At 53.9% G+C, this 22732-nt stretch carries 28 protein-coding genes; 14 read left to right on the top strand and 14 right to left on the bottom strand.

Annotated features, from left to right (window positions below):
• From G461_RS0120310 to G461_RS0120280, 7 genes are all read right to left on the bottom strand, one after another.
• Positions 1-633, bottom strand: coding sequence for an NADH:ubiquinone reductase (Na(+)-transporting) subunit D (locus G461_RS0120310; protein ID WP_026973224.1), 633 nt, complete (start codon positions 631-633; stop codon positions 1-3).
• Entirely contained in the window at positions 633-1412 is a 780-nt protein-coding gene (locus G461_RS0120305; RefSeq protein ID WP_026973223.1) for a Na(+)-translocating NADH-quinone reductase subunit C, read from the bottom strand. Before G461_RS0120305 ends, G461_RS0120310 begins: the two co-directional genes overlap by 1 nt.
• The gene (locus tag G461_RS0120300; RefSeq protein WP_026973222.1) at positions 1402-2616 is read right to left on the bottom strand and encodes an NADH:ubiquinone reductase (Na(+)-transporting) subunit B; all 1215 of its coding nucleotides are present in this window, start codon (positions 2614-2616) and stop codon (positions 1402-1404) included. Before G461_RS0120300 ends, G461_RS0120305 begins: the two co-directional genes overlap by 11 nt.
• A gap of 2 nt (positions 2617-2618) precedes the next feature.
• The gene (locus tag G461_RS0120295; protein ID WP_026973221.1) at positions 2619-3959 is read right to left on the bottom strand and encodes a Na(+)-translocating NADH-quinone reductase subunit A; all 1341 of its coding nucleotides are present in this window, start codon (positions 3957-3959) and stop codon (positions 2619-2621) included.
• Positions 3960-4525: 566 nt separating this feature from the next.
• Positions 4526-4834, bottom strand: a complete 309-nt coding sequence (locus tag G461_RS0120290) for a BolA family protein (protein WP_026973220.1) — start codon at positions 4832-4834, stop codon at positions 4526-4528.
• A 14-nt stretch (positions 4835-4848) separates the two neighbouring features.
• Positions 4849-5427, bottom strand: coding sequence for an alpha-ketoglutarate-dependent dioxygenase AlkB family protein (locus G461_RS0120285; RefSeq protein WP_026973219.1), 579 nt, complete (start codon positions 5425-5427; stop codon positions 4849-4851).
• Positions 5428-5442: 15 nt separating this feature from the next.
• Positions 5443-5775 (bottom strand): hypothetical protein, encoded by a 333-nt coding sequence (locus tag G461_RS0120280; protein ID WP_026973218.1) that lies wholly within the window; start codon positions 5773-5775, stop codon positions 5443-5445.
• A 235-nt stretch (positions 5776-6010) separates the two neighbouring features.
• On the opposite strand from G461_RS0120280, the gene G461_RS0120275 reads away from it, so the two are divergent.
• A complete protein-coding gene (locus G461_RS0120275; RefSeq protein WP_026973217.1) occupies positions 6011-6955 on the top strand; it encodes an aldo/keto reductase in 945 nt (314 codons plus the stop codon).
• Positions 6956-7004: 49 nt separating this feature from the next.
• On the opposite strand, the gene G461_RS25020 is transcribed toward G461_RS0120275, so the two are convergent.
• Positions 7005-7391 (bottom strand): MerR family transcriptional regulator, encoded by a 387-nt coding sequence (locus tag G461_RS25020; RefSeq protein ID WP_035480927.1) that lies wholly within the window; start codon positions 7389-7391, stop codon positions 7005-7007.
• 126 nt (positions 7392-7517) lie between these two features.
• Between G461_RS25020 and G461_RS0120265 the strand changes: the two genes are divergently transcribed.
• Genes G461_RS0120265 through G461_RS0120250 form a run of 4 tightly spaced genes read left to right on the top strand, consistent with a single transcriptional unit; the run spans position 7518 to position 11315 of the window.
• On the top strand, positions 7518-8663 hold the full coding sequence (locus G461_RS0120265; RefSeq protein WP_026973216.1) for a methyltransferase: 1146 nt from the start codon (positions 7518-7520) through the stop codon (positions 8661-8663).
• Positions 8664-8677: 14 nt separating this feature from the next.
• Positions 8678-9265, top strand: coding sequence for a YajG family lipoprotein (locus G461_RS0120260; protein WP_026973215.1), 588 nt, complete (start codon positions 8678-8680; stop codon positions 9263-9265).
• A complete protein-coding gene (locus tag G461_RS0120255) occupies positions 9262-9846 on the top strand; it encodes a peptidylprolyl isomerase (protein ID WP_026973214.1) in 585 nt (194 codons plus the stop codon). The genes G461_RS0120260 and G461_RS0120255 overlap by 4 nt, the downstream gene beginning before the upstream one ends.
• A 17-nt stretch (positions 9847-9863) precedes the next feature.
• Positions 9864-11315, top strand: a complete 1452-nt coding sequence (locus G461_RS0120250) for an AmpG family muropeptide MFS transporter (RefSeq protein WP_211236304.1) — start codon at positions 9864-9866, stop codon at positions 11313-11315.
• A gap of 79 nt (positions 11316-11394) precedes the next feature.
• Here G461_RS0120250 and G461_RS0120245 read toward each other — a convergent pair whose 3' ends face one another.
• Complete coding sequence (locus G461_RS0120245; protein ID WP_026959256.1) at positions 11395-11877, bottom strand: YajQ family cyclic di-GMP-binding protein; 483 nt, start codon at positions 11875-11877, stop codon at positions 11395-11397.
• A gap of 140 nt (positions 11878-12017) precedes the next feature.
• On the opposite strand from G461_RS0120245, the gene G461_RS25015 reads away from it, so the two are divergent.
• Entirely contained in the window at positions 12018-12428 is a 411-nt protein-coding gene (locus tag G461_RS25015) for a BLUF domain-containing protein (RefSeq protein WP_051333728.1), read from the top strand.
• Positions 12429-12526: 98 nt separating this feature from the next.
• Complete coding sequence (locus tag G461_RS0120235; RefSeq protein ID WP_026973212.1) at positions 12527-12895, top strand: DUF1622 domain-containing protein; 369 nt, start codon at positions 12527-12529, stop codon at positions 12893-12895.
• Here the strand turns inward: G461_RS0120235 and G461_RS0120230 are convergent.
• Positions 12892-13224 carry a PBPRA1643 family SWIM/SEC-C metal-binding motif protein gene (locus tag G461_RS0120230; RefSeq protein WP_026973211.1) on the bottom strand — a complete coding sequence of 111 codons (333 nt, stop codon included), beginning with the start codon at positions 13222-13224 and terminating at the stop codon, positions 12892-12894. The genes G461_RS0120235 and G461_RS0120230 overlap by 4 nt on opposite strands.
• A 189-nt stretch (positions 13225-13413) precedes the next feature.
• Here G461_RS0120230 and G461_RS0120225 point away from each other — a divergent pair, with 189 nt between their 5' ends.
• On the top strand, positions 13414-14331 hold the full coding sequence (locus tag G461_RS0120225) for a ketopantoate reductase family protein (protein ID WP_026973210.1): 918 nt from the start codon (positions 13414-13416) through the stop codon (positions 14329-14331).
• Complete coding sequence (locus G461_RS0120220; RefSeq protein WP_026973209.1) at positions 14324-14887, top strand: DJ-1 family glyoxalase III; 564 nt, start codon at positions 14324-14326, stop codon at positions 14885-14887. Before G461_RS0120225 ends, G461_RS0120220 begins: the two co-directional genes overlap by 8 nt.
• A gap of 18 nt (positions 14888-14905) precedes the next feature.
• Here the strand turns inward: G461_RS0120220 and G461_RS0120215 are convergent, their stop codons facing one another.
• The gene (locus G461_RS0120215) at positions 14906-15358 is read right to left on the bottom strand and encodes a DUF1499 domain-containing protein (protein ID WP_026973208.1); all 453 of its coding nucleotides are present in this window, start codon (positions 15356-15358) and stop codon (positions 14906-14908) included.
• Positions 15359-15729: 371 nt separating this feature from the next.
• Between G461_RS0120215 and G461_RS0120210 the strand changes: the two genes are divergently transcribed.
• From G461_RS0120210 to G461_RS0120190, 5 genes are all read left to right on the top strand, one after another.
• The gene (locus tag G461_RS0120210) at positions 15730-16935 is read left to right on the top strand and encodes an ammonium transporter (protein ID WP_026973207.1); all 1206 of its coding nucleotides are present in this window, start codon (positions 15730-15732) and stop codon (positions 16933-16935) included.
• 180 nt (positions 16936-17115) lie between these two features.
• Entirely contained in the window at positions 17116-17325 is a 210-nt protein-coding gene (locus G461_RS0120205) for a DUF997 family protein (protein ID WP_026973206.1), read from the top strand.
• Entirely contained in the window at positions 17318-18742 is a 1425-nt protein-coding gene (gene panF / locus G461_RS0120200) for a sodium/pantothenate symporter (protein WP_026973205.1), read from the top strand. The genes G461_RS0120205 and panF overlap by 8 nt, the downstream gene beginning before the upstream one ends.
• A 166-nt stretch (positions 18743-18908) precedes the next feature.
• Positions 18909-20846, top strand: a complete 1938-nt coding sequence (locus G461_RS0120195) for a 5'-nucleotidase C-terminal domain-containing protein (RefSeq protein ID WP_084429415.1) — start codon at positions 18909-18911, stop codon at positions 20844-20846.
• Positions 20847-20986: 140 nt separating this feature from the next.
• Positions 20987-21214, top strand: coding sequence for a hypothetical protein (locus G461_RS0120190; protein WP_157360381.1), 228 nt, complete (start codon positions 20987-20989; stop codon positions 21212-21214).
• Here the strand turns inward: G461_RS0120190 and G461_RS0120185 are convergent.
• From G461_RS0120185 to G461_RS0120175, 3 genes are read right to left on the bottom strand one after another with little or no spacing between them, the layout of a single operon-like run.
• Complete coding sequence (locus tag G461_RS0120185; RefSeq protein WP_026973202.1) at positions 21211-21891, bottom strand: DUF3157 family protein; 681 nt, start codon at positions 21889-21891, stop codon at positions 21211-21213. The two genes, G461_RS0120190 and G461_RS0120185, sit on opposite strands and share 4 nt — an antisense overlap.
• 57 nt (positions 21892-21948) lie before the next feature.
• A complete protein-coding gene (locus tag G461_RS26185) occupies positions 21949-22110 on the bottom strand; it encodes a hypothetical protein (RefSeq protein ID WP_157360380.1) in 162 nt (53 codons plus the stop codon).
• 29 nt (positions 22111-22139) lie between these two features.
• Positions 22140-22583 (bottom strand): ABZJ_00895 family protein, encoded by a 444-nt coding sequence (locus tag G461_RS0120175; RefSeq protein WP_026973201.1) that lies wholly within the window; start codon positions 22581-22583, stop codon positions 22140-22142.
• Positions 22584-22732 lie beyond the last annotated feature (149 nt).

Here is a 22732-nt window from a genome sequence, read left to right as displayed (position 1 = left end):
TTACTCCTTTGGCTCTACTTGCGCTGGGTCGTAAGTACGGATTACCCAGATAATCAGGCCGATAATGAAGAAGGCTGACGCAGGCAGTAGCAACAGACCGTTTGGCTGATACCATCCACCGTTGTTAACCAGCGGCATGATTTCGATACCGAAAAGCGAACCAGAACCGAAGAACTCACGAATCGCGCCTACAACCATCAGGATCAGACCGTAGCCCAAACCGTTACCGATGCCGTCGATGAACGACTTAAGCGGCGGCTCTTTCATCGCGAAAGCTTCTGCACGGCCCATCACGATACAGTTGGTAATAATCAGACCAACGAATACCGATAGCTCTTTAGAGATGTCGTAAACCACTGCCTTAAGGATTTGGTCTACAACAATTACTAGTGAAGCGATGATCGCCATCTGCACGATGATACGTACACTACTAGGAATGTGATTTCGAATAAGCGAAATCGACAGGTTCGACAATGAGCATACAAAAACAACCGCCAGGGTCATAACCAGTGCAGTTTGCAGGCTGCTGGTTACGGCCAGTGCGGAACAGATACCGAGTACCTGAAGCGCGATAGGGTTGTTTGAAACTACAGGGTTCGATAGAACCTGTTTCATTTCTTTAGCATTAGCCATTAGATCAGGCCTCCGTCTTGAATGCGGCCCAGGAACTTGCCAAAGCCATTGTCACTCAGCCAGAAGTCAAAGGTGTTAGTTACACCGTTGCTTGTCAGGGTTGAACCTGACAGACCGTCAACTTCATGGATGGAGTTAGGATCTGCGCTACCTTTAGCAACCGTGATTGCTGGATTGCCCTGCTCGTCGAACAATTGCTTGCCAACAAATTTAGCTTGCCATAGCGGGTTAGCCACTTCGCCACCTAGTCCCGGGGTTTCCCCCTGGTCGTAGTAAACGATAGCGTCGATAGTTTGGCCGTCAGGCTGTACTGCCAAGAAGGCGTACATGGTCGACCACAGACCGTAACCGTGAATCGGCAGAATCACCCGTTCGAAGTCACCGCTTTCGCCACGCACAAAGTAAACCTTTGCAACATTTGCGCGGCGAACGATGCCAGCTACGTCTTGCTCAGAGGTCAGACGGATGCTGGTCTCTGGCTCTTTAGCTGCAGCGCGCTGATCGAAAGCAGCGATTTCTTCAGCAGACGCATCTACGAATTCACCGGTGTTCAGATCAACCAAACGCGGCTCAATCACTTCTTCGTAAACGTCACCAACACTGCGGCCGTCGAGCTCAACGCCCGATACCGCCAGAATGTTGCGCTGCACGTCTTCAACGATGTTACGCTGTTGAATGTCGCGCAGGCCAACAGCGGCTACTGATACGATGATGGAACAAACAAGGCTAACACCCAGTACTACCTTAAGGGTGTTACCCAGAGAATCATTACTGGCCATCGCGAGCAATCCTCCGTTTGATGTTCGCCTGAACGACGAAGTAGTCGAAAATAGGCGCGAATAAGTTTGCGAACAAGATGGCCAGCATCATGCCTTCAGGGAAGGCTGGGTTAACTACGCGAACCAGTACTACCATCACACCAATCAGACCGCCGTACCACCAACGACCTTTGTTGGTGAATGAAGCAGATACAGGGTCAGTCGCCATAAAGAACATACCGATAGCGAAACCACCCAGTACCAAGTGCCAGTGTGGTGGAACCTGGAACATGTTGTTGGTTTCAGAACCGATCATGTTGAACAGCAAGCTGGTTGCGATCATACCAATCATCACGCCACCGACGATGCGCCAAGACGCAATGCGGTTGAACATCAGGAAGGCACCGCCCAAGAACAGCAGCAGGGTTGAGGTTTCACCCATCGAACCTGCGATGCTACCGAAGAACGCATCAGACCAGCTGATACCGGCTTCAGTCAGACCTTGGATACCGTCAGCTGCCGCTACGCTCAAGGCAGTTGCACCTGAGTAACCGTCTACCGCAGTCCACACTGCATCACCAGAGATGCCTGTAGGGTATGCGAAGAACAGGAACGCACGGCCAGCCAGCGCTGGGTTCAAGAAGTTTTTACCGGTACCACCGAATACTTCTTTGGCGATAACCACACCAAAGGTAATACCCAGCGCAACCTGCCACAGCGGGATGGTTGCAGGCAAAATCAGCGGGAACAGCATCGATGATACGAAGAAGCCTTCGTTCACTTCGTGCTTACGTACCGAGGCAAACAGTACTTCCCAGAAACCACCTACCACGAACGACACCAGGTAAACCGGTACGAAGTACATGGCACCGTACATCATGCTGGCGAACCAGCCTGCATCAGCGCCCATAGGTACGCCCAGCATGGTTAGGATGGCAGTACGCCAGCCTTCTGGGGCAGCATAGCCGGCAACAATCGCGTCATTGGCTTGCACACCAGTATTGAACATGCCGTAGAACACCGCTGGCAGTAGCGCAGCGTACACGAAAATCATGATGCGCTTCAGGTCGATAGCGTCACGAACGTGAGTGTTCTTCTTAGTTACCAAACCTGGGGTGTAGAAGAAGGTTGCAGTCGCTTCGTAAAGCGCAAACCACTTCTCGTGCTTTCCACCAGGGTGGAAGTTAGGTTCGATTTTCTCGATGTAGTCTTTTAAAAAGCTCATGCTTAACCTTCCTTCTCAATCGTGGTCAAACATTCGCGCAGGATGTCACCGTACTCGTATTTGCCAGGGCAAACGAAGGTGCACAGCGCGAGATCTTCTTCATCCAGCTCCAGACAGCCAAGCTGAGTAGCACCGTCGGTATCACCGGCGATCATGTCACGAAGCAGCATGGTAGGCAGGATGTCCAGAGGCATAACGCGCTCATATTGACCGATTGGCACCATGGCACGCTCACTACCGCCGGTAGTGGTGGTCATGGAGAACAATTTGTTTTTGTTCATGCCAGAGGTGAAGATGCGAGCCAGAGAGAATTTGTTGCCGCCAGGCACAGCCCAGTCCATAAATTCTTTCTCATACCCTTCTTCAAGCGCGCTCACCTGATTATGGTAACGGCCCAAGTAGGCATGAGGACCAGTCGCGTGGGTACCTTTCAGTACTGAGCCTGAAATCACACGATGGTTGCCATCTACCAATTCGCCGGCAATCAGCTCATCGGTGTTAGCACCCAGCTCGGTGCGCAGCAAGCGTGGCTCTTTAACCACAGGACCTGCCAAGGCAACGACGCGTTGGTTGTAGATTCGACCAGTTTCGAACAGCTTACCGAAGGCGATCACGTCCTGATAGCTGATAGACCATACCATGCGCTGAGCGCTGGCAGGTTTTAGCATGTGAATGTGAGTACCGGCCAGACCTGCTGGGTGTGGACCTGCAAACACTTGCTCCTGAACGCGTGCCGCGTTGGATACTGGAAGCTGGTAGTCGCCTTTACATACGAATACTTCACCTTCAGTCAGGCGGCTTAGCACGCGCAGACCATTCAAGTAAGCATTGCTTTCTGCTTCGATAACTACTTTAGGATCGCCAGCCAGAGGGTTGGTGTCGATAGCAGTCACGAAAATCGCAGAAGGTACGCTGTCGATAGCAGGTACTTTGCTGTAAGGACGGGTACGTAGTGCAACCCACTGACCAGACTGAACCAGCTTATCAACGATCTGCTGACGCTCTACTTTAGCGATCTCGGTCTGTTCCAGCGCACCAAAGTCAATGCTGTCACCGTCTTGCTTCTCGATAACCACTGACTGCAGTACACGCTTGGCACCACGATTAACTTCACGAACTACGCCGGCACAAGGGGCGGTAAATACCACACCGGGAGTCTTTTTATCTTCGAACAGCGTCTGACCTTGACTAACCACGTCACCTACTCGGACTTTCATCGTAGGGCGCATGCCTACATAGTCTTCGCCGAGCACAGCAACACGGGTCACTTTTGACGCGTCCACTATTTGCTGTTTTGGACCACCTTTAATAGGAAGATCCAAGCCTTTGTTTATTGTAATCATACTCTCTTACACATGTGTTGGGTCGGAAGACGAGCGATATTTCTCGTGGCTTGAACAGAGAATCGCTCTGATAATTAGCTAACATTTTCAAGACATTTAGCTAACAAGCCACAAAAACCGCGGGTATTCTAGCACCAAATAGGCCACATTCTCCAAGGAAAATGGCCATAAATGCGGGTCATTCGACCAAGTGTTAATACAGGGTTAGCGACGCTACTACTCAAGCCTAGATGAGTTAACAACAAGATCAACTCCCACCTAAGGCGTTAAAATATAGATGGTCCTAAAGATTACAGAGTGATCAGCGTTTCAAGTGGAAAACTGCCTATTATCGCCAATGATTGTTTTAAAAGATTAGTAATTGCCAAAATTTACAGTTTTCACAGCTAGCGAGGGGCTGAAAAAAACGTTAATAAACCCCATTTATACCGTATCAGTGATTGGCAAATAGTTAACAAATCGCACACAAGGCCAAGGATTATTGTCACCAGTGATGCTGGTGACAGCCAAAAAAGAGGCTCCTATATATAGGAGCCTCTTTTGCTATGCGACGTTTGTCGGTTTAGCTATGCCTCACCACCGGCACACGGCGGGGAGGCTGGGATCTGATACAGCTCCGCCCACTCGTCGGGGGTATAGGTGTGAATGGCCAACGCATGGATATGATCCGCCAGCAGATCGGCCAACACCTGATTGACCATACGATGACGCTGAATCAAGCGTTTGCCAGCAAACTGTGGGCTCACAATACTCACCTTAAAATGGCTCTCGGAGCCCGCTGGCACATTGTGCCGATGACTTTCATTTACCACTTGCAGGTTTTCCGGAGAAAACTGTGCGTTTAACAACTCAACTATTCTGCTCTCAATATGCATAATGCTTTCCTTTACTACCCGGACGCAATTGGGTGGGTAACGCGAAACGTGAGGTTGATCCTCGGTTGTTGTACTGCGGGCGATTTTGGCAAACTGTGCTGCCATTGATTCTGACAAAGCCCATTCATTATCAACAAATCGCCATCGGCGAGTTGCAGTTCGATCACTTGCTTGGTTTGACGATGTCGAAACAAAAAACGCCTGGTCGCTCCCAGGCTTAACGATGCAATCACAGGTAACTCGCCTAACTCGGGTTCGTTGTCGCCGTGCCAGCCCATGCTATCTGTTCCGTTCCTATAGTAGTTTAGCAACACGCTGTTGAAATCAGCACCACAGTAAGCAGAAATTTCTTCGTTTACCTGTTTTACTTCGTGGAGCCACGGAGCTGCCTCTCTCAGCTTGCCGGAATAACGATAATTGACTCCATCGTCAGCCATCCAGCTAGACAAGCGCGGCTCAAGAACCTGCCTTCCAAACATGCGAATACTGTGCTGCTGCCACCCGGGGTAGGCGAGCAACTGCTGGTACAGCGATCGAGATTGTTCTTGTGGAAGCCAAGCATCGAGCTTAGCGATTTTTCCATTCAGGTACATCCGTGTTAACGCATCCTAATCTTCGTCCCCTGCTGCGGTAGGATAGTTCTCCAGCATCGAGTTGAACAGCTGTTCTTGGCCTTCGGCATACGGCATAAACTCACCCATCGCATCAAACGAACCGGCTAGGGCATTACCTTCTTGCGAGCCTGAATACACATGCTGGTAATGCTGCTGAGGCTTGGGGTTAACCAGCCCTTGCTCCTCATAAGCGCTCGCCTTAGTTATCTGTGTATGTGCGCTGTAACGCAGGTATTCCGGGGCCTCCAGCGCGGGGCGCGCAACCAGATGACCAACGTTTGATAAGGCACTGGCCAACACCAGTGCGCTGATACCCAAATGCAACATGGGTGACTCCTCGCTTAGCCTTCGGCCAAGCCGTTCAACTACCTGTAACTATAGACCGAGCCAAATCACGCTTCCTTTCAGCCATTGCGTTAGCGCGAGCTTGCTGTACGCAATCGCGGCCAGCATCACCTGCCATCACCCAGCCAGTTGCTACAACGATCACGCAAGGCTTGACCTGGAGTTAACTCCAGCTTTTACACTCCATCCATATGCTTCGTTGATAAGGAAAAGACACATGAACACTAAGCAACTGGGGAATACGTCACTGAACATCTCACGGATCGGTATCGGTGCATGGGCGATGGGTGGCAAATGGGAGTTCGGCTGGGGCCAGCAACAAGACAAAGACTCGATCGCCACCATTCACCACGCCCTGTCCAAAGGCGTAAACTGGATTGATACCGCCCCGGTATATGGCTTGGGCCATAGTGAACAGGTAGTAGGCCAAGCCATCAAGGGCATGAGTGAGAAGCCTCTGATTTTCACCAAGTGCTGTTTTCGCTGGGACGATAAGCAAAACATCACCCCAGATTTGAGCGCAGCCAGCGTACGAGAAGAGCTTGAAAACAGCCTCAAGCGTTTAGGTGTCGAGGCCATCGACCTCTACCAGATCCACTGGCCGAACCCGGAAGCGCAAATCGAAGAAGGCTGGGAGACCATGCGTGCTTTGCAACAAGAGGGCAAGATCCGCTACTTGGGCGTATCCAATCATTCGGTCGAGCAGATGGACAAACTCGCGGCCATAGCCCCTGTGAATAGCCTGCAACCCAACTACAGTCTGATCAACCGCGAGTGCGAACAGGCCCAGCTACCCTATTGCCAGGACAACGATATCGGCGTGATCTGCTACTCGCCGATGGGCTCCGGCTTGCTTACCGGCAAGATGACCCGCGAGCGTATTGCCAATCTCGCCGAGGATGACTGGCGCCGCGGCAGCGACGAGTTTCAAGAGCCCAAGCTAAGCCGTAACCTGGCCATCGTCGAGGCACTGAAAGCGGTGGGAGCCAAACATGGCGTAAGTGCCGCAGAGGTTAGCATCGCTTGGGTGCTGAAGCATCAAGCCGTAACCGCAGCGATTGTTGGAATGCGCTCTCCCGAGCAGGTAAATGGCGTAGTTGGTGGCGCAGCGATTGAACTCGATGAGCAGGACCTAGCGCTAATCACTGCAGCTAGCGACTAGTAGATGCCAAAAACCGCAGGCAAGTGCTGAGCTTCTAGCGCTTGCCTACTTACTCAGTACTCACAAACTGCTGTCCCAGCTCTTCGGTATAAAAGGCAATCTTGCGCTCCACATGGGCCAAGTTTGCCTCTAGCTGCTGGATCTGTAACTGGGTCTGCTCGCGGTGGCTTTGCAAGATCTGCAAACGCTCTAACTCACTCTCTTTACCCTGTTCCAGCAAATCGCGGTAACGTTTAATCGCTTCCAGCGGCATCCCGGTGGATTTCAAGCACAGCACAAAGCGCAGCCACTCGATATCCTGTTGGCTGTAACGCCGATGACCAGAACTGGCGCGCTGAAGCTTGAGCATCAGACCCTTCTTCTCATAAAACCTGAGGGTATCCACCGAAACCTCGGTGAGTTCAGCGGCTTGGCCAATCGAATAGGAACAGGGCATTGCGTTGCTTACCTGATTTGAGAAGACACCCGGCTAGCCTACCATAAGCGCGCTGAATTCCCTTGCAAGCCGAGGTCGTTTCGCTACACTCCCGATGTTCCCCTACCCGCGAGTTAAACCAATAGCATGAGCAACACCGGCACCCTTGAGATTGCAGATCTAAGCCTGACTCTGAGTCGCTACCCCGATAACCACGATAAGTCCCTGCAAGCATGGAACGGTGCCGACTTACTGCTGCTCCAGCATGCCTTCGAACAGCCCGAGCCCGTCGCGCGAGTGCTCGTGATCAATGATGAATTTGGCGCACTGGCCTGCGCGCTAGCAGCCCACCCCGCCTTCACCGAGAGCGAGATTGTCTCAATCAGCGACTCCGAAATCGCTAAGCGCGCGTTGGAGCAAAACTTGGCGGCTAATGAGCTGCCTTCTCAGCGGGTCCAGTTTGCCGATAGCCTTCAGCCCTACCCTGCTGCCGAGCTGGTGCTGATGCGCCTGCCCAAAAACCTCGCCTTCTTCGAGCAGCAACTAATTTGCCTGCAGCAGGTGTTGCAACCCGGCCAAAAACTGGTGGTAGGAGCCATGTTAAAAGCGCTGGTTAAAAGTGCCTTTGGCCTGCTGGAGAAGCACATCGGCGAGGTCAGCACCTCGCTGGCGCAAAAAAAAGCTCGGCTGGTATTTGCCGAGTATCAAGGCATGCAAAGCGAACAACCCTACCCACTGAACTGGCAGCTCAATGAACACAACTGGCAGCTGAGCGACCACGCCAACGTGTTCTGCTTGGGCAAGTTCGATATCGGCACCCGCTTTTTATTGGATAACTTCCCCCAAGAACCGGTGGATTCGGTCATCGACCTTGGCTGTGGCAACGGCTTACTGGGCCTTGCAGCACTTAAACACTACCCAGATGCCGAGGTGCGCTTTGTCGATGAGTCGTTTATGGCGGTGGCATCTGCGCGCAACAATGTGACCAACAACGACCCGCAGGCGCTGGCCCGCTGCCACTTTAGCAGCGACAACTGCCTAGAGCAGCAAGCCTCAGATTCGGCCCAGTTAGTGCTATGTAACCCGCCGTTTCATCAGCAAAATACCGTGTCGACCCACATCGCTGAGCAAATGTTTAAAGATGCCAAGCGCTGCCTGAAAAAAGCAGGTAAGCTAGTGGTCGTCGCCAATCGCCACCTGCCCTATGCACCGCTATTGAAACGATTATTCGGTGGTTTTCAGGTGCTTGCGACTAACAACAAATTTGTCGTGCTTGTAGCGAACAAGCGTTAACACGGAGTTTACCTATGAAACCAGCGCTACGCTGGCTGGCAGCCCTTTGCTGCGCCGGCTCTTTGATGGCTTGCTCTTCTACCCCGCCCCCGCAGCTGCAGCTATCACCCGAAGTTACTGTCCAGCAGGCAGAAGGCGAGAAAGCGTCGCTGATCGCCGCACTAAACTCGGCGGATCTGCGCAACCATCGCTACCTACTGAGTATTCATCGCGACGGACAGGAACAAGCCGAGCTACTCGCCAGTGCCAGCAACCTGCGCCTAGACATCGAGCAGCAACTCAAGCAAGCCTGGCAACAACAAGGCTTGGGCTTTGTGACCGACTCCCCTTTTAAGCTTCAGGTTGATATCCTCGAGCTAGTGGCTACTGCCGAGCAAAGCAGCCTTAAGCATCAGGTGGAATCCACCATGCGCCTGAAAGTCTCGCTGGAAACCCCCAAGCGCAGTCTGGCCAAACAGTACCGCTCGGTGCACAACAACGAAGGTCCGCTGCGCCTAAGCCTGGAGCGCCAAGAGGAATACCTCAGCGCCCAGCTCTCGGAGTTACTTACCCAGATCGCCAACGATCCCCAGTTTTTTGAAGTCTTGGAGAATGAACAATGAAGTCATCCCTTATAAAAATCCTCTCTTTGGCCTTGGGCCTGCTCTCCTTCAGCCAGCTCTCGCATGCGCAAGTCGTTCAGGTCGACACCAACTTGGGCAGCTTTGAAATCACCCTCGACGCTGAGAACGCACCGAAGACCGTGGCCAACTTCCTGCGCTACGTGGACGATGGCAGCTACAGCGGTAGCCTGTTCCACCGAGTCATCCCAAGTTTTATGGCGCAAGCCGGTGGCTACACCGCCGATTATGAGAACCTGCCGAGTTACCCACCAATCGAGAACGAGTCATCCAATGGCCTGAGTAACACCCGCGGCTCTATCGCCATGGCCCGCACCAACGATCCTAACTCGGCAACCCGCCAGTTCTTTATCAATGTGGTCGACAATGCCCACCTGGACGGCTCAAAGCGCCGCGCCGGTTATGCCGTGTTTGGTGAAGTCACCAAGGGCATGGAGATCGTTGACATCATCGTTAAGCAGCCAACCAAGAACGGTCCGCTCCCGGGCATGGCCAATGTTCCTCAGCAAAAAGTGATCATCGAACAGGTTATCCGCCTCGACGCCGTCACCGCTGACGAATAAGCCCGCGCATGGCTAACATGGATTCAGCCAGTAGCTGGAGAGCAACCCTTGCCTCGTATTGGGATAAACGATTGGCGTGGGTGTTTATGCTGGGCTGTGCCAGCGGTTTTCCCTGGACCTTAGTCGGCTCCAATATGACTGGCTGGCTGACCGATGCCGGCTTTACCCGCACTAGCATCGGTTTGTTTGGCTCAATCTTTGTGGTGTACGCCCTGAACTTTATCTGGGCCCCCCTATTAGATAGGGTCAAGCTGCCTTGGCTGTACGCCCGGCTAGGGCAAAGACGTAGCTGGATCTTGCTCTGTCAGCTGTGCATCTTGGCGTGTACGCTGGCGATTACCCAACTGCAACCGAGCGAGCACCTGCTAATGATTGCCCTACTCGCGCTGGGGATCACCACCGCCTCGGCCACCCAAGATGTGGCCATCGACGCTTTTCGGATCGACAGCTTCTCCCAAGGCGAGCAGCACAAGCTACCGCAAGCCTCCGCCATGGCAGTCATGGGATGGTGGACCGGCTACTCGGTGCCCGGCTACCTGGCCTTTATCAATGCCGATGCACAGGGTTGGAACACGGTGTACTTAGGCATGGCGGGCTTTGTGTTGCTGTGTATGCTGTTTACCTTGTTGGCGCGCGAGCCACATACCGACCGCGATGCCCTGCAGCAAAAGGCCGCCCAACGCCAGCAGCGTCAGCACTCCTCGATGTTTACCTGGCTGTATGTCACCTTGGTGGAACCCTTCGCCGAGTTCTTCCGCCGCAATCAAGGCAGTATTGCCGTCAGCATCCTGCTGTTTGTCTTCCTATTTAATATCGGCCAAGCCTTTTTGGGGCGAATGTCGGTCACCTTCTACCGCCAGATAGGCTTTAGCAACGAAGAGATCGGCCACTACTCCAAGCTGATTGGCTGGGGCGCAACCCTGAGCTTTACCTTTGTCAGCAGCGCCATCAACGCCCGCTTCGGCATTATTAAGGGGCTGTTTATTGGCGGGGTGGCGATGTCGGTGTCTAACTTAATGTTCTCGTGGATTGCGGTTGCCGGCCCGAACACCGATCTGCTGTTGGCCGCTATTGTGGTCGACAACTTCACCTCGGCCTTTGCCTCGGTGGCCTTTGTCTCCTTCCTCTCCCTGCTCACCGGTCAGGCCTTCTCGGCCACCCAATATGCGCTGTTGGCATCGCTGGGGAATCTGGGGCGCACGACTCTGGCCTCGTTCAGTGGCGCTCTGGTGGATTGGCTGGACTCTATGCCACTGCAGCGCGGCTTAAACGACCTAAACACCCGCTTCGAGGCGGGCTGGACAGAGTGGCTGTTAGGTTTTTACCACCGGCATATGCAGAGCGACTGGTTTGATGCCTGGTCGGTGTTCTTTGCTATCACCGCGGTGATGGTGGTGCCGAGCCTGGTACTACTTTGGCGACTCAGACACGCCTTTGATGACCTGCTAAAACAACAAACCCGCTCTTAACTGAGCGGGCCTGTTTTTAATGGCTGAGCTTGAAGGTTTAGCTTGCTGGCTTAGCGTAATAGCTTGCCCCACCGGCCGCTTAATCGCGGAAGTTATTAAACTGGAACGGCTGCTCCATATCGCTCTCGCGCACCAAGGCCATTACCTGCTGCAGATCATCGCGCTTTTTGCCGGTTACTCGCAGCTGGTCGCCCTGAATCGCGGTTTGCACCTTGATCTTGCTCTCTTTGATTAGCTTAACCAGCTTCTTGGCGGTGGGCTGATCGATGCCGACTTTAAAGCTCACCACTTGCGAGAACAGCTTGCCGCGATGCTCTACATCAGCAAGGTCGATGGAGCGGGTGTCGATTTTACGCTTCACAAGATTGTTGCGCAGGATATCCAGCATCTGTTGCAGTTGAAAATCCGCTTCCGCGGTCATCTTGATCAGCTCTTCGCCTAGCTCAAACTCCGCTTCCACATTACGGAAATCAAAGCGGGTGGCCAGCTCGCGGTTGGCATTCTCGCAAGCGTTGCGAATTTCACTGACTTCTACTTCAGAAACGATATCAAAGGATGGCATTACAGCTCCTGGATAATGATTAATTGGGGTGCCGGCCATCATAACAGTCCTTAGCATTGCCATGCCAACACATTGACCCGCTTGCGAAATTCTCAAGCAGCCACTTTACTTAACAACGACAGAACTATCAGGAAGAATGGATGATCCGACTAATCTACGTAAGCCAGCAAGCCAAGGCCTTGTCTGAAATAGAGATAAGCGAGTTGCTGGTAAAAGCCCGCGAACACAACCTTAGCCACCAGCTAACCGGCCTGTTGATCAGCGCAGGCAAACACTTCCTTCAGGAGCTGGAAGGCCCAGCAGCAGAAGTAACCGCCCTTTATCAGCGCATCGAGCAAGACCCCCGGCATGTTAATGTGACACTGGTGCATAAAGGGCCCATTGCCTATCGCCGCTTTCCTTCCTGGTCTATGTCCTATCAGCTACTCGATCAGCTAGAGCATTCGATGATTGAGAGCTATCTGAAAATCCTCAGCCTCGAATCCGACGACGTCGCTAAAGCCAAGATCAACCCCATCTATCAATCCTTAAAACTGCGCTTGTCAGAATAAGACAAGCCAGCTGGCGTGACCTAAAGCGCGTTGCCCACGTGATGGATGTGATAACTTATCTATCACTAATCATCAGCGTTGTTGATTCAGGGGACAAGATGGAAGCGGAGTTTAAAAGCCTGATCTCTGTGGCAGGCTATGCAATCGAGGCCTTTGGCGTATTGGTGGTGATCATCGGCTCGATAGCTACCACCACCACCTTTATCAAAACCTACTTCAAGCAGACTAAAGAGATTGCCTACAAGCAATACCGAAGAGATTTGGGCCGCTCAATCATACTCGGTCTGGAGTTCTTGATTGCCGGCGACATCATTCGCACGGTGGTGGTGGCCAACTCACTGGAAGATGTGGGTGTGTTGGCGCTGATCATTGTTATCCGCGGCTTCTTGAGTATGACCTTGCACCTTGAAGTGGAAGGCCGTTGGCCGTGGCAGCCTGAAAAAAGCAGCGAGTCCGCGGGTGCTTAGCCGCAGCACTTCTTGTATTTTTTACCGCTACCACAGCTACATGGGTCGTTACGGCCCGGGGTTTTCGCCAGCGTCACGGTTTGAGGCTGGCTGATCACGGTATCCAGCTCGACGGTGTACTCTGGCTGATTCGCATCCACTTCGATGTTGGCCACCAGCTCATGCTCAGCGGCCAACTCGGCAAGCTCAGCTTTACGTTGCTCGCTGGCCACGCGAACGGTCAGTGGCGCTTCTGCAGTGCCCGCTTTGACTTCGCGGTTAACGTTGTAGCCGGTGCCGACATAGCTTTTTCTGGTCTCAATCCGGCCTTTATAAAACATTTTCGACATGGCGAACTCACTTCAACGGTTAATGGAAAACAAATAATGGGAAAAATCAAAGGGCGGCGATTATACATAGCCGCCACCCATCTTTCGAGTTCAAGTTTTACTCAAACGCGACAAGCGCCTTGTTCCGGCCTGAAACGCTCTCGTGCAGTGCTAATGAACTCTACCAATAAACTCTGCTAAAGTGCGGCTATGAACGATCTCCATACTCCCCCTTCTATCGCAATTATCGGCGCTGGCGCTGTCGGTAGTCTGTGCGCTGCGAAGTTGGCACTTGCTGGTGCCCGCGTCTGCTTTGTCGACCAACGACTGGCTCAGCCCACAACCCTGACTCTCGACTTTGTTGACCCGCAGGCCCAGACCCAACGCTTCGAGTTCTTGCAGCGTCCAAGCATTGCCGATGCAGACTACCTGCTAGTCTGCGTTAAGGCCTACCAAGTGGCTCAAGCAACCCAAGGGTTGGCACTGCCGGAGCACTGCCAAGCGGTGTTACTAGTCAATGGCATGGGCGCAGAGCAATCCCTGCCGCTAAGCTGGAGCGAGCGCCCACTATGGCTTGGCAGCAATAGCCACGGCTCGCTTCTAGAAAACGGCTCTGGCGTTAGCGGAAAGCAAGTCCGCCACACCGGCATCGGCAAAATCATCATCGGCAACGCTGGGGCGCCTGATGTGCCAGCGCATTTCGCACCGATGGCTGAAGCCCTTGGTGCAAGCTGGGATGGACAAATCGAGGCTGCGCTGTGGCGCAAGCTGGCCGTGAACTGCTGCATAAATCCACTCACCGCACTTTACGATATCCGCAATGGCGCACTGCTCGCACCGCGTTTTGAACAACAGCTCGAGAAGCTATGTCAGGAGTTCTGCCAAGTTGCCAATGCTTGCGGGGTAGAACTGACATCTGCGCAAACCCTAACGCAGGTCAAACAAGTGGCCGAAATGACGGCTGACAACTTCAGCTCTATGCATCAAGATTTACACAAGCAACGCCCGACGGAGATCGAGCATATCACCGGGTTCTTGCTCAAGCAGGCCGCACAGCAGGGCCTGACAATTGCGAGTCATCAAGCGCTGTATTCAGCGATCAAGGAGAGGGAAGCTACCTATGTCTAAAGTAATGGTTGCCCTGGCTCAGGGTTGTGAAGAGATTGAAGCGGTAACAGTTATCGATGTACTCAGACGAGCTGAGATCGAGGTGGATGTGGTTAGCATCAACGCCGATGACAGCTTGTCGGTAACCGCATCGCGGGGCGTAAAGCTGGAAGCCGACTATCCGTGGAGTAAGGTCGAGCCAGCCAGTTATCAGATGCTGGTCCTGCCCGGCGGCCTCCCCGGGGTGGAGAACCTGCGCGATCACCCCGGGCTGATTGCCGCGCTGCAAGCACGGCCAAGCGAGCAGTGGTTAGGTGCCATCTGTGCAGCCCCGGGCTTTGTGTTGGCCAGCCATGACTTGCTGGGCAGCGCCACCATTACCGGCTATCCCGGCAGCTTAGGCGCAGTGCCGAGCGAGCAGCTAAGCACCCAAGCGGTGGTTAATGATGGCAGCGCCAAGCTTATTACCTCGCAAGGTCCCGGTACCGCTATGGAGTTCGCCTTGGCGCTGGTTGAGCAGTTACTGGGCAAAGACAAGGCCCGGCAGGTCGCCGAGCCCATGCTGATCAATTACTAATAAGTGCTGATAGCCAGCCTAGCGTGACAAGTAGGCTTCAGCAAAGGCCTCGTAACGGGCACGGTTAACCCCCATGTCCGAATGACCAACACGCGATTGCGAGCGCAGGTGCACCACGCCCTGCGCTTCATCGAAGTACAACTCAAAGTCGTCGCGATAGCGCATCTGCTCGCTAACAAACACCGCATGTAGGTAGTCGCTGTCGCGGGTTACCGTCTCATTGTTTCCCAGTGCAGCCAGACTGGCCAATGCCGCCAACATCGACTGTTGTAGGTCCTCTTTAAACGGCAGCGCTGCGACCTGCTTGCTGGGGTCGCTGGCAAAGCTTGATACCCCATTGGGTGAAGACGGCAATGGCGCCAAACGCCCTTGCTGCACACCAAGCCCGGCAGGTACCCGGCTATTGGTCCAGGTCATATAGCCAACCACTGCAGCAATCGCCGCAACCACAATGAGCAAAATCCATTTCATAGCATCTTCCAACTTATCGTACTGTTTAACTTATCTTACTGTTTCGTTTGGGCTTAGTAGCCGCTTACGCTTGCTTGCCTCAAGTCTAGCCATTTGCGCCAATAAACCCAATCCCTCAGAGCAGACCGTCTAAATGCCTTCATCGCACCAAGATGAATCAAAATGCACCAATATCGCGCGCAACATCATCAACCTGGGTCATTGTTAGCACTTATTTAATCTTTTCAGGATGTTAATTAGACGTTAAATCCCTTTACTGGCAAGGCCGCACCACAAGAGAGCGCCATTTTGGAGCATCAAGGCACGCTAATTGCAATTTTAGTGCAAAGACCTGCACCAATTTAATACTTATAGGGAGATTTCAACTTACCATGGACACCAACATCAGTGCTGCCATCGACAGCTTGAGCCAAAGTGCCAACACCTTGTTTATTCTACTGGGCGCGATCATGGTTTTGGCCATGCATGCCGGGTTTGCCTTTTTGGAGGTCGGTACCGTCCGCCACAAAAACCAGGTCAATGCGCTAGTGAAGATCATCACCGACTTCGGCTTCTCAGCCGTCGCCTACTTTGTGATTGGCTATCAAATCGCTTACGGCAATCACTTCTTTGCCAGTGCCGACGCACTAGTGGCCAACAATGGCTACGAGCTAGTGAAGTTCTTCTTCCTACTGACCTTTGCCGCCGCCATCCCGGCGATCATCTCCGGCGGTATCGCTGAGCGCGCCAAGTTTGGTCCCTTCCTGCTGGCCTCTTCGCTGTTAGTGGCCTTTGTCTACCCGCTGTTTGAAGGCATTGTGTGGAATGGCAACTTCGGCTTCCAAGACTGGCTGGCCGCAACCACCGGCGCCGAGTTCCATGACTTCGCCGGCTCGGTAGTAGTTCACGCGATGGGCGGCTGGCTGGCGCTAGTGGCCATCGTGGTACTTGGTCAGCGCCAAGGCCGCAAGCCCGGTATCGCCTTCGCACCTTCTAACATTCCCTTTTTGGCGCTAGGCGCGTGGATCCTGACCGTTGGCTGGTTTGGCTTTAACGTAATGTCGGCGCAGACCATGGACGGCATCAGTGGTCTGGTGGCAGTTAACACTCTGATGGCCATGGTAGGCGGCACCATCGCGGCGCTGCTGGCAGGTAAGAATGACCCGGGCTTTATCCACAACGGTCCATTGGCTGGCTTAGTGGCAGTATGTGCCGGTTCAGACTTATTCCACCCCCTTGGTGCGCTGTTTGTCGGCGCAGTGGCGGGCGGCCTGTTTGTGCTGCTGTTCACTTGGCTGCAACGCAGCAAGCGCATCGATGATGTACTAGGTGTGTGGCCCCTACATGGCTTATGTGGTGCTTGGGGCGGTGTGGCTGCTGGTATCTTCGGTCAGCAAGCCTTTGGCGGCTTAGGTGGCGTAAGCTTTATGGCGCAACTGCTAGGGACTATCGCGGGCATCGTGGTGGCCTTGGTGGGCGGTGTGATTGTCTACGGAATTATCGCCAAGATCAGCGGCCTGCGCCTAAGTGATGAAGATGAATACCGCGGCGCAGATTTAAGTATCCATAAGATTGCTGCGACCAATAACGATCGCTAATGCAAGTAAGTACTTAGTCTATTTAGGGCCTGTGTTTACACAGGCCCTTTTGCTTTCTCAATTCCCAAGACACCACTCAGGTCTGCGCTAGATCAATCCCCCTCCCAATCGACTTTGCAAGCGTATCGCGCTTTGCTTACCATGCAGCGAAAATTGGCTGATTAGGTTTTGCTTAATACGATGCATGGAATCAATCCCACCAAACTTGCGCTAGGCGCCATCGCGCTCACTCTGGGCTACGTCGTTGTCTGGCTGGCTGGCCCCTTGCTGCTGGCCGAAGCGCCGATGTGGCTCGGCTTGCCGCTGTGGTTCTGGCTGTCATGCATTGTCGCACCAATAGCATTTTGCCTTATCGCAGCATCCTGGCTAAGGGAGCGCGGCAATGACTAACTGGAGCCTGCTCGCCCCAATCCTGCTATACCTGATCGCCACTCTGGGCTTGTCTCGCTATGCCGCGAGCCGTGGTACTAGCGAGGGCAGCTTTGAACGCCGTTACTTCTTAGGCGGCCAGTTTATGAGCGGACCACTGCTGGCCTTTGCCTTGGTCACCACCTATACCAGCGCCTCGTCATTTATTGGTGGGCCGGGAGCCGCCTACAACTTTGGGCTTGGCTGGGTGCTGCTAGCGATGATTCAGGTGCCGGTGGCCATCCTAACGCTGGGGGTGATTGGCCCGAAGATCTGGCGGCTCGCCAAGCAACACCAAGCGGTCACCATTTTAGATATCCTCGAGCAACGCTATCACAGCAAGGCCTTATTGGTGATCGCCGGTATCAGCCTGGTGGGCGCCTTTATGGGCATGGTGGTGGTGCAGTTTACCGGCGGCGCACGCATGCTCTCGGTGATGACCGGTGTCGAGTACCACTGGGCGCTAGCGCTGTTTGTCAGCACCGTGCTTATCTACACCTTGTGGGGCGGCTTTCGCGCGGTATCGTATACCGATGCCCTGCAGGGGCTAGTGATGGTATTTGGTACCGTGGCACTGTTTATCGCGGTGCTCAATTACGGCGGCGGGATGTCGGCGATTACCGCCAAGCTACATGAAATCGACCCAGCCCTGCTCTCCCACCGCGGCCCCAATGACTTCCTTAGCTGGCCGTTCTTATTGTCGTTTTGGGTGTTAGTGGGCTTTGGTACCCTTGGCCTGCCACACACCGCTCTGCGCGCCATGGCGGTTAAAGATGGCCGGGCACTTAAGCAAGCCATGGTGCTGGGCAGCATGGTCTCGGTGGTGGTGATCCTACTGCCCCATCTTAGTGGCGTATTGGCCCGCGCCATCCTGCCGGAGATAGACAGCCCAGATAACGTGCTACCCACACTGATGATTACCGTGTTCCCACCGCTGTTAGGTGGCTTGCTGTTGGCAGCCCCCTTGGCGGCGATCATGTCCTCGGTGGATTCCATGCTGCTGCAAACCGGCTCCACCTTGGTCAGCGATTTGGCTGGCCGCTTTGTCACTCTCAATGAAGTGCAGCAGCGCCGCTTAAGCCATCTAACCATGTTATTGCTGGTCGCCGGTAGCGGCCTGTTGGCGCTCAATCCCCCGCAGATGATTGTGTGGCTCAACCTTGGCGCCTTTGGCGTGTTGCAGGCGGTATTCCTCTGGCCCATTATTCTTGGTCTGTTCTGGCCCAAGGCCAATGCCAGCGGTGCGATCAGCGCCATGTTGGTGGGCGCAGGTGGCTTCTTGTGGATGCTGAATAGTGGGTTTAAACCCTTTGGTATTCATCCTATCGTGCCAGCGCTGGCCGCATCCGGGGCTGCATTTGTGCTGTTTAATCGCCTTGGCAATGCTCGCGGCGTATAGCCTCACTCTCACTTCGATAGATTGCGAGCCGGGCCCCCGGCTCGCAATCTCATCACACCCGCATCACCACTTCAGCATTAAAATATAAACTATTGATATTTAAGAAATATTTAACCAAAGCCACCTTGATGAGTAACAGAGTTTAGGCACCATCATCGAGAAACCGATGTACACAACACAAATGGAAGTATCGATGTTGAACAAAAGCCCCATCGCATTAGCCCTAATTTCCCTGCTCGGCTTGAGCGCCTGTAATTCAGACTCTGATTCTCCCGAGCTTCCTCGTGAGCTGGGTATGGAGATGACCATTCTGCATATCAACGATCACCACTCCAATCTGGACCCAGTGAAGCTCAAGTTGCACCTACCAGACACCCAAGGCAAGCGCTACGAAGCAGAATTTGAGGTTGGCGGCTTCAGCCGTGTGGCAGAGAAGTTTGCTGAACTGGAACGCACCAACAACAACGTGCTGAAGCTGCATGCGGGCGATGCCATTACCGGTACTCCCTACTACAGCCTGACCAAGGGCAGAGCCGACGCGGCGATGATGAACGAAGTGTGCTTCGACAGCTTCGTGCTGGGCAACCACGAGTTCGACGACGGCAACGAGCAACTGGCCACCTTTATCGACTACCTGAACGACCCAAGCCAAGAGCTGGGCGCCTGTGGCACTCAGGTGATCTCGGCCAACGTGGAAGTCCCGGCCAACAACCCGATTTACGGCAAGTACACCCCCTACAGCCTGCACAACATCGACGGCGAGCACGTTGCGGTGATCGGTTTGACTATTTCAGATAAAACCCAAGGCTCATCCAGCCCCGATCGCGACACCGTGTTCTTGGATGAAGTGAGCACCGCCCAGTTCTACATCGACGAGCTAAAAGCCAAGGGCATCGACAAGATCGTTCTGCTGACCCACTACATGTACAGCAACGACATCGCCATGGCCAAGCAGCTAAGAGGGGTTGACGTTATCGTGGGCGGCGACAGCCACAGCCTGCTGGGTAGCAACTATGCCAACTACAACCTGAACCCGCACGGCGAGTACCCAACCGTGGTACAAAGCGCCAGCGGTGACGACGTATGTATCGTTCAGGCCATGGACAACTCGCAGGTGGTGGGCGAACTGCAAGTAAGCTTCGACACCGACTCTCGTATCCTTAGCTGTGGCGGCCAGCCTCACCTATTGCTGGGTGACCTAACCTACGACCGCGATACCGGCGCGCCCAACGTGACGCCAGTCAGCGATGAGCAAAGCGCAATGAGCCGCTATGTCTCCGATGCTATCGTCCAAGAGCTGCTGGATTACGTGGCTGAGCAACTGCCGGAAGCTGATTTTGTTGCGCTAAATGAGTCGGCAGAAGAGACCCTGCAAGTGTTCCGCGACGAAGTGGACGAAATCAAGAAAGAAGAGATCGGCGTTGCTGCTGACATCCTATGTAACGAGCGCTTGCCGGGCAGCCACCACTCCTCGGGCGCAGGCTGTCACAACGAGGTGACCGATAAGCACGGTTCTGTAATGGGCGTAGTGGTTGCCCAAGCCTTTGCCGATATGTCGAAGCTATCTGACCTAGCCATCCAGAACACCGGTGGCGTGCGCACCAGCATGTACCCGGGCACCATCACCTACGGCGATGCCATCGAGGTGCTACCGTTTGACAACCTGCTGGTGAACGTAGAGATGACCGGCGCCGAGATCGTTAAGGTTCTCAATGAAGCCGCCGACTACGCCCTGAGCACCTCCACTGGCGCCTTCCCGGCCACCGCCTTCCTGCGCTTCGATGCGGATATGAACGCCAATGAAGGCGAGAAGATCAGCAACGTGCAGGTACGCGCCAAGCAAGCCGGCTCAAGCTGGCAGGCAATCGAGCAGGAGAAAACCTACGTAGTGGTGACCAATGACTTTATTGCCGAAGGGCGTGACGGTTACTACACCATGGGAGATATCTGGTATGCCGATGATGGCCGAGTCGACCATACCGGCCTGCTCTACACCGACTCTTTGGTGAACTACATCAAGCAGTTTGACGCCAATGGCGAGGCAGTGACCGCGCCAGCGCTGGAAGATATGAGCGTGCAACACTACACGCCAGCGGCGCAGTAAGCGCAACTCGATCTGCTACGCAAAACCGGCCTAAAGGCCGGTTTTTTTGTTAATAGCGCCAATCCAGCCCATCTATACTTTTTAGCCATCTCTAGCCAACACACGTGGAGAGCACTATGGCCTGCTACTTTCGAGCTTATATGAAACACAGTGGTAATCCGGTTGAGGTTGAAGTGTTTGCCGAAAACCATGTGCATGGCTTTACCCCGCTGGAACGCGGCGAGGAACTAAGCCTGCCCATCGAAGGGCAAAGCCCGTGGTTTGCAATGCTCGGCAATAGTCGGATAAGTCAGGGGATGGTGGAAAGCGGCCAGCATGTGGAACTGGCACTGACCGCCAAAGACATCGTTGAAGTGAATATACGTTAGCGTTTTTTCACTTCACTGATTTCGGCTTCAATGCGATAACTGTCCATCGCTTTCACCGGCAGGCTGAGTTGCAAGCCTGCCTTTTCTTGGCCCTCTCGCAGGTAGGTCTCGGCCATGCGCTTAATCGAACGCCAGGCCCCTATGCGCGGTTTGCTGTAGAGCTTCTCACCCGACGGCCCCATCACCGTTACCGCCACATCAATTAAGATAACCGGCTGACGGCCACTGTTTTTCACCCGAGTATCAAACACCAGGTTATCGCCATCTCGCGTAGGGTTGCTCAGCCACACCTCCACATCCCCCTCTTGCAGGTGCAGCGGCTCGGTGCTGCCGGTTTGGATCGGCCAGCCAGTTAGCAGGGGCTTGGTTGCGGCAACGGGTGCGGATTCGGTAGCGACAGTCTCAGCGGCGACGGCTGAAGAGGCTGCAGTGGCGGTGGCCGTTGTTTGGGTTTGGGCTTGGGCTTGAGCCTGCGCTTGCGGCTCGGCCACTACCGTCAGGCCTTGCTCTGTGGTAGCGATGGTTGCAGCGGCATTGGCCGCCTTGGGCGCCTCTACAAAGCGCCAGGTAAAGTCATCCGCCAGCCAGACTTGAGTACCGTCATCCAATGTGGCCAGCCGCTCAGCGGCGCTGGCAAAGCCTGTCAGCAGGCAAAGTAATAGGCCCGATAGTTTCATTTCACTTCCTTGTGTTAAGGGCTAGCCCTCAGTGTAACGGATTTCTCGAGAAGGCGGCTAAAGTTGAAAGCCATCCCGCTGCACCGTTTTCGCTAGCTGATGGTTGTACTCGATTAAGCGCTCGATGGTCTCGGCCTCGACAATCGCGGTGGTCTGCTTGCTGACTACATCGAACAGATGCCATGAGTAGGTGAACAGCGTAACTCTTTCACTGAACACTCTCCTCATGGGAAAAATCTAGAAAGGGATTAGCTGGCCGACTTCTGCTTTTTCTCGCGCAGCTTGATGCCTTGCTTCTCGCTGTATTTAAACAGGAAGTACGCCGGCAGAATGGTCATCGCCAACACGGCAATCACAAACATCACCATCATGCCCAGCGCATCGATGGTGGCAACCACCTCGGCCATGGTTGCGCCGCCAAGCAGCAGCAGGCTCAAGGTAAGCAGCAGGCTCAGCACTAGCCAAAGCACAAGGCCCTGTAAGCGGGTTTTGCGACTGAGGATAACGCCATGTTTATAGCCAAGCCCATAGCCGACGATAATCGCAGGCACAAAGGCTGAGAGCATGCTGGTCGAGGAGAGGTTAATCGAAAGCAGCCAGCTAAGGCCAAGTTGCAATAAGTTGAAGCCCAGCGAGGCTAGGGTTAGCCATAATGCGACCACAAAAGCCGACGGAGATTGCTGGGTTGTCACTGATGTTTCCATTTCTACCTCAAAACCATGCATTACTTTTCTTCAGCTTCTATCACTAACTAGAAGCGGAGTTCGATACTAGCATTGCAGCTTGGGAACCACCATAACAGCCGGGGCTAAATCGTTGTTCTGGGAGGCAATTACATAAG

Source organism: Aliagarivorans marinus DSM 23064, assembly GCF_000429485.1.
GTDB classification, from domain to species: domain Bacteria; phylum Pseudomonadota; class Gammaproteobacteria; order Enterobacterales; family Celerinatantimonadaceae; genus Aliagarivorans; species Aliagarivorans marinus.
This window is presented reverse-complemented; position numbering and strand designations above follow the sequence as displayed.

What these genes read in the sequence shown, in the direction of transcription:
- G461_RS0120305 (WP_026973223.1), bottom strand. Translation starts at nt 1,412, where the DNA reads ATGGCCAGTAATGATTCTCTGGGTAACACCCTTAAGGTAGTACTGGGT.
- G461_RS0120250 (WP_211236304.1), top strand. Translation starts at nt 9,864, where the DNA reads ATGGATTCAGCCAGTAGCTGGAGAGCAACCCTTGCCTCGTATTGGGAT.
- G461_RS0120210 (WP_026973207.1), top strand. Translation starts at nt 15,730, where the DNA reads ATGGACACCAACATCAGTGCTGCCATCGACAGCTTGAGCCAAAGTGCC.
- G461_RS0120295 (WP_026973221.1), bottom strand. Translation starts at nt 3,959, where the DNA reads ATGATTACAATAAACAAAGGCTTGGATCTTCCTATTAAAGGTGGTCCA.
- G461_RS0120255 (WP_026973214.1), top strand. Translation starts at nt 9,262, where the DNA reads ATGAAGTCATCCCTTATAAAAATCCTCTCTTTGGCCTTGGGCCTGCTC.
- G461_RS0120215 (WP_026973208.1), bottom strand. Translation starts at nt 15,358, where the DNA reads ATGAAATGGATTTTGCTCATTGTGGTTGCGGCGATTGCTGCAGTGGTT.
- G461_RS0120275 (WP_026973217.1), top strand. Translation starts at nt 6,011, where the DNA reads ATGAACACTAAGCAACTGGGGAATACGTCACTGAACATCTCACGGATC.
- G461_RS0120185 (WP_026973202.1), bottom strand. Translation starts at nt 21,891, where the DNA reads ATGAAACTATCGGGCCTATTACTTTGCCTGCTGACAGGCTTTGCCAGC.
- G461_RS0120280 (WP_026973218.1), bottom strand. Translation starts at nt 5,775, where the DNA reads ATGTTGCATTTGGGTATCAGCGCACTGGTGTTGGCCAGTGCCTTATCA.
- G461_RS0120205 (WP_026973206.1), top strand. Translation starts at nt 17,116, where the DNA reads ATGCATGGAATCAATCCCACCAAACTTGCGCTAGGCGCCATCGCGCTC.
- G461_RS0120220 (WP_026973209.1), top strand. Translation starts at nt 14,324, where the DNA reads ATGTCTAAAGTAATGGTTGCCCTGGCTCAGGGTTGTGAAGAGATTGAA.
- G461_RS0120225 (WP_026973210.1), top strand. Translation starts at nt 13,414, where the DNA reads ATGAACGATCTCCATACTCCCCCTTCTATCGCAATTATCGGCGCTGGC.
- G461_RS0120285 (WP_026973219.1), bottom strand. Translation starts at nt 5,427, where the DNA reads ATGTACCTGAATGGAAAAATCGCTAAGCTCGATGCTTGGCTTCCACAA.
- G461_RS0120290 (WP_026973220.1), bottom strand. Translation starts at nt 4,834, where the DNA reads ATGCATATTGAGAGCAGAATAGTTGAGTTGTTAAACGCACAGTTTTCT.
- G461_RS0120190 (WP_157360381.1), top strand. Translation starts at nt 20,987, where the DNA reads ATGAAACACAGTGGTAATCCGGTTGAGGTTGAAGTGTTTGCCGAAAAC.
- panF (WP_026973205.1), top strand. Translation starts at nt 17,318, where the DNA reads ATGACTAACTGGAGCCTGCTCGCCCCAATCCTGCTATACCTGATCGCC.
- G461_RS0120265 (WP_026973216.1), top strand. Translation starts at nt 7,518, where the DNA reads ATGAGCAACACCGGCACCCTTGAGATTGCAGATCTAAGCCTGACTCTG.
- G461_RS0120245 (WP_026959256.1), bottom strand. Translation starts at nt 11,877, where the DNA reads ATGCCATCCTTTGATATCGTTTCTGAAGTAGAAGTCAGTGAAATTCGC.
- G461_RS0120230 (WP_026973211.1), bottom strand. Translation starts at nt 13,224, where the DNA reads ATGTCGAAAATGTTTTATAAAGGCCGGATTGAGACCAGAAAAAGCTAT.
- G461_RS25015 (WP_051333728.1), top strand. Translation starts at nt 12,018, where the DNA reads ATGATCCGACTAATCTACGTAAGCCAGCAAGCCAAGGCCTTGTCTGAA.
- G461_RS0120235 (WP_026973212.1), top strand. Translation starts at nt 12,527, where the DNA reads ATGGAAGCGGAGTTTAAAAGCCTGATCTCTGTGGCAGGCTATGCAATC.
- G461_RS0120300 (WP_026973222.1), bottom strand. Translation starts at nt 2,616, where the DNA reads ATGAGCTTTTTAAAAGACTACATCGAGAAAATCGAACCTAACTTCCAC.
- G461_RS0120195 (WP_084429415.1), top strand. Translation starts at nt 18,909, where the DNA reads ATGTACACAACACAAATGGAAGTATCGATGTTGAACAAAAGCCCCATC.
- G461_RS0120310 (WP_026973224.1), bottom strand. Translation starts at nt 633, where the DNA reads ATGGCTAATGCTAAAGAAATGAAACAGGTTCTATCGAACCCTGTAGTT.
- G461_RS25020 (WP_035480927.1), bottom strand. Translation starts at nt 7,391, where the DNA reads ATGCCCTGTTCCTATTCGATTGGCCAAGCCGCTGAACTCACCGAGGTT.
- G461_RS0120260 (WP_026973215.1), top strand. Translation starts at nt 8,678, where the DNA reads ATGAAACCAGCGCTACGCTGGCTGGCAGCCCTTTGCTGCGCCGGCTCT.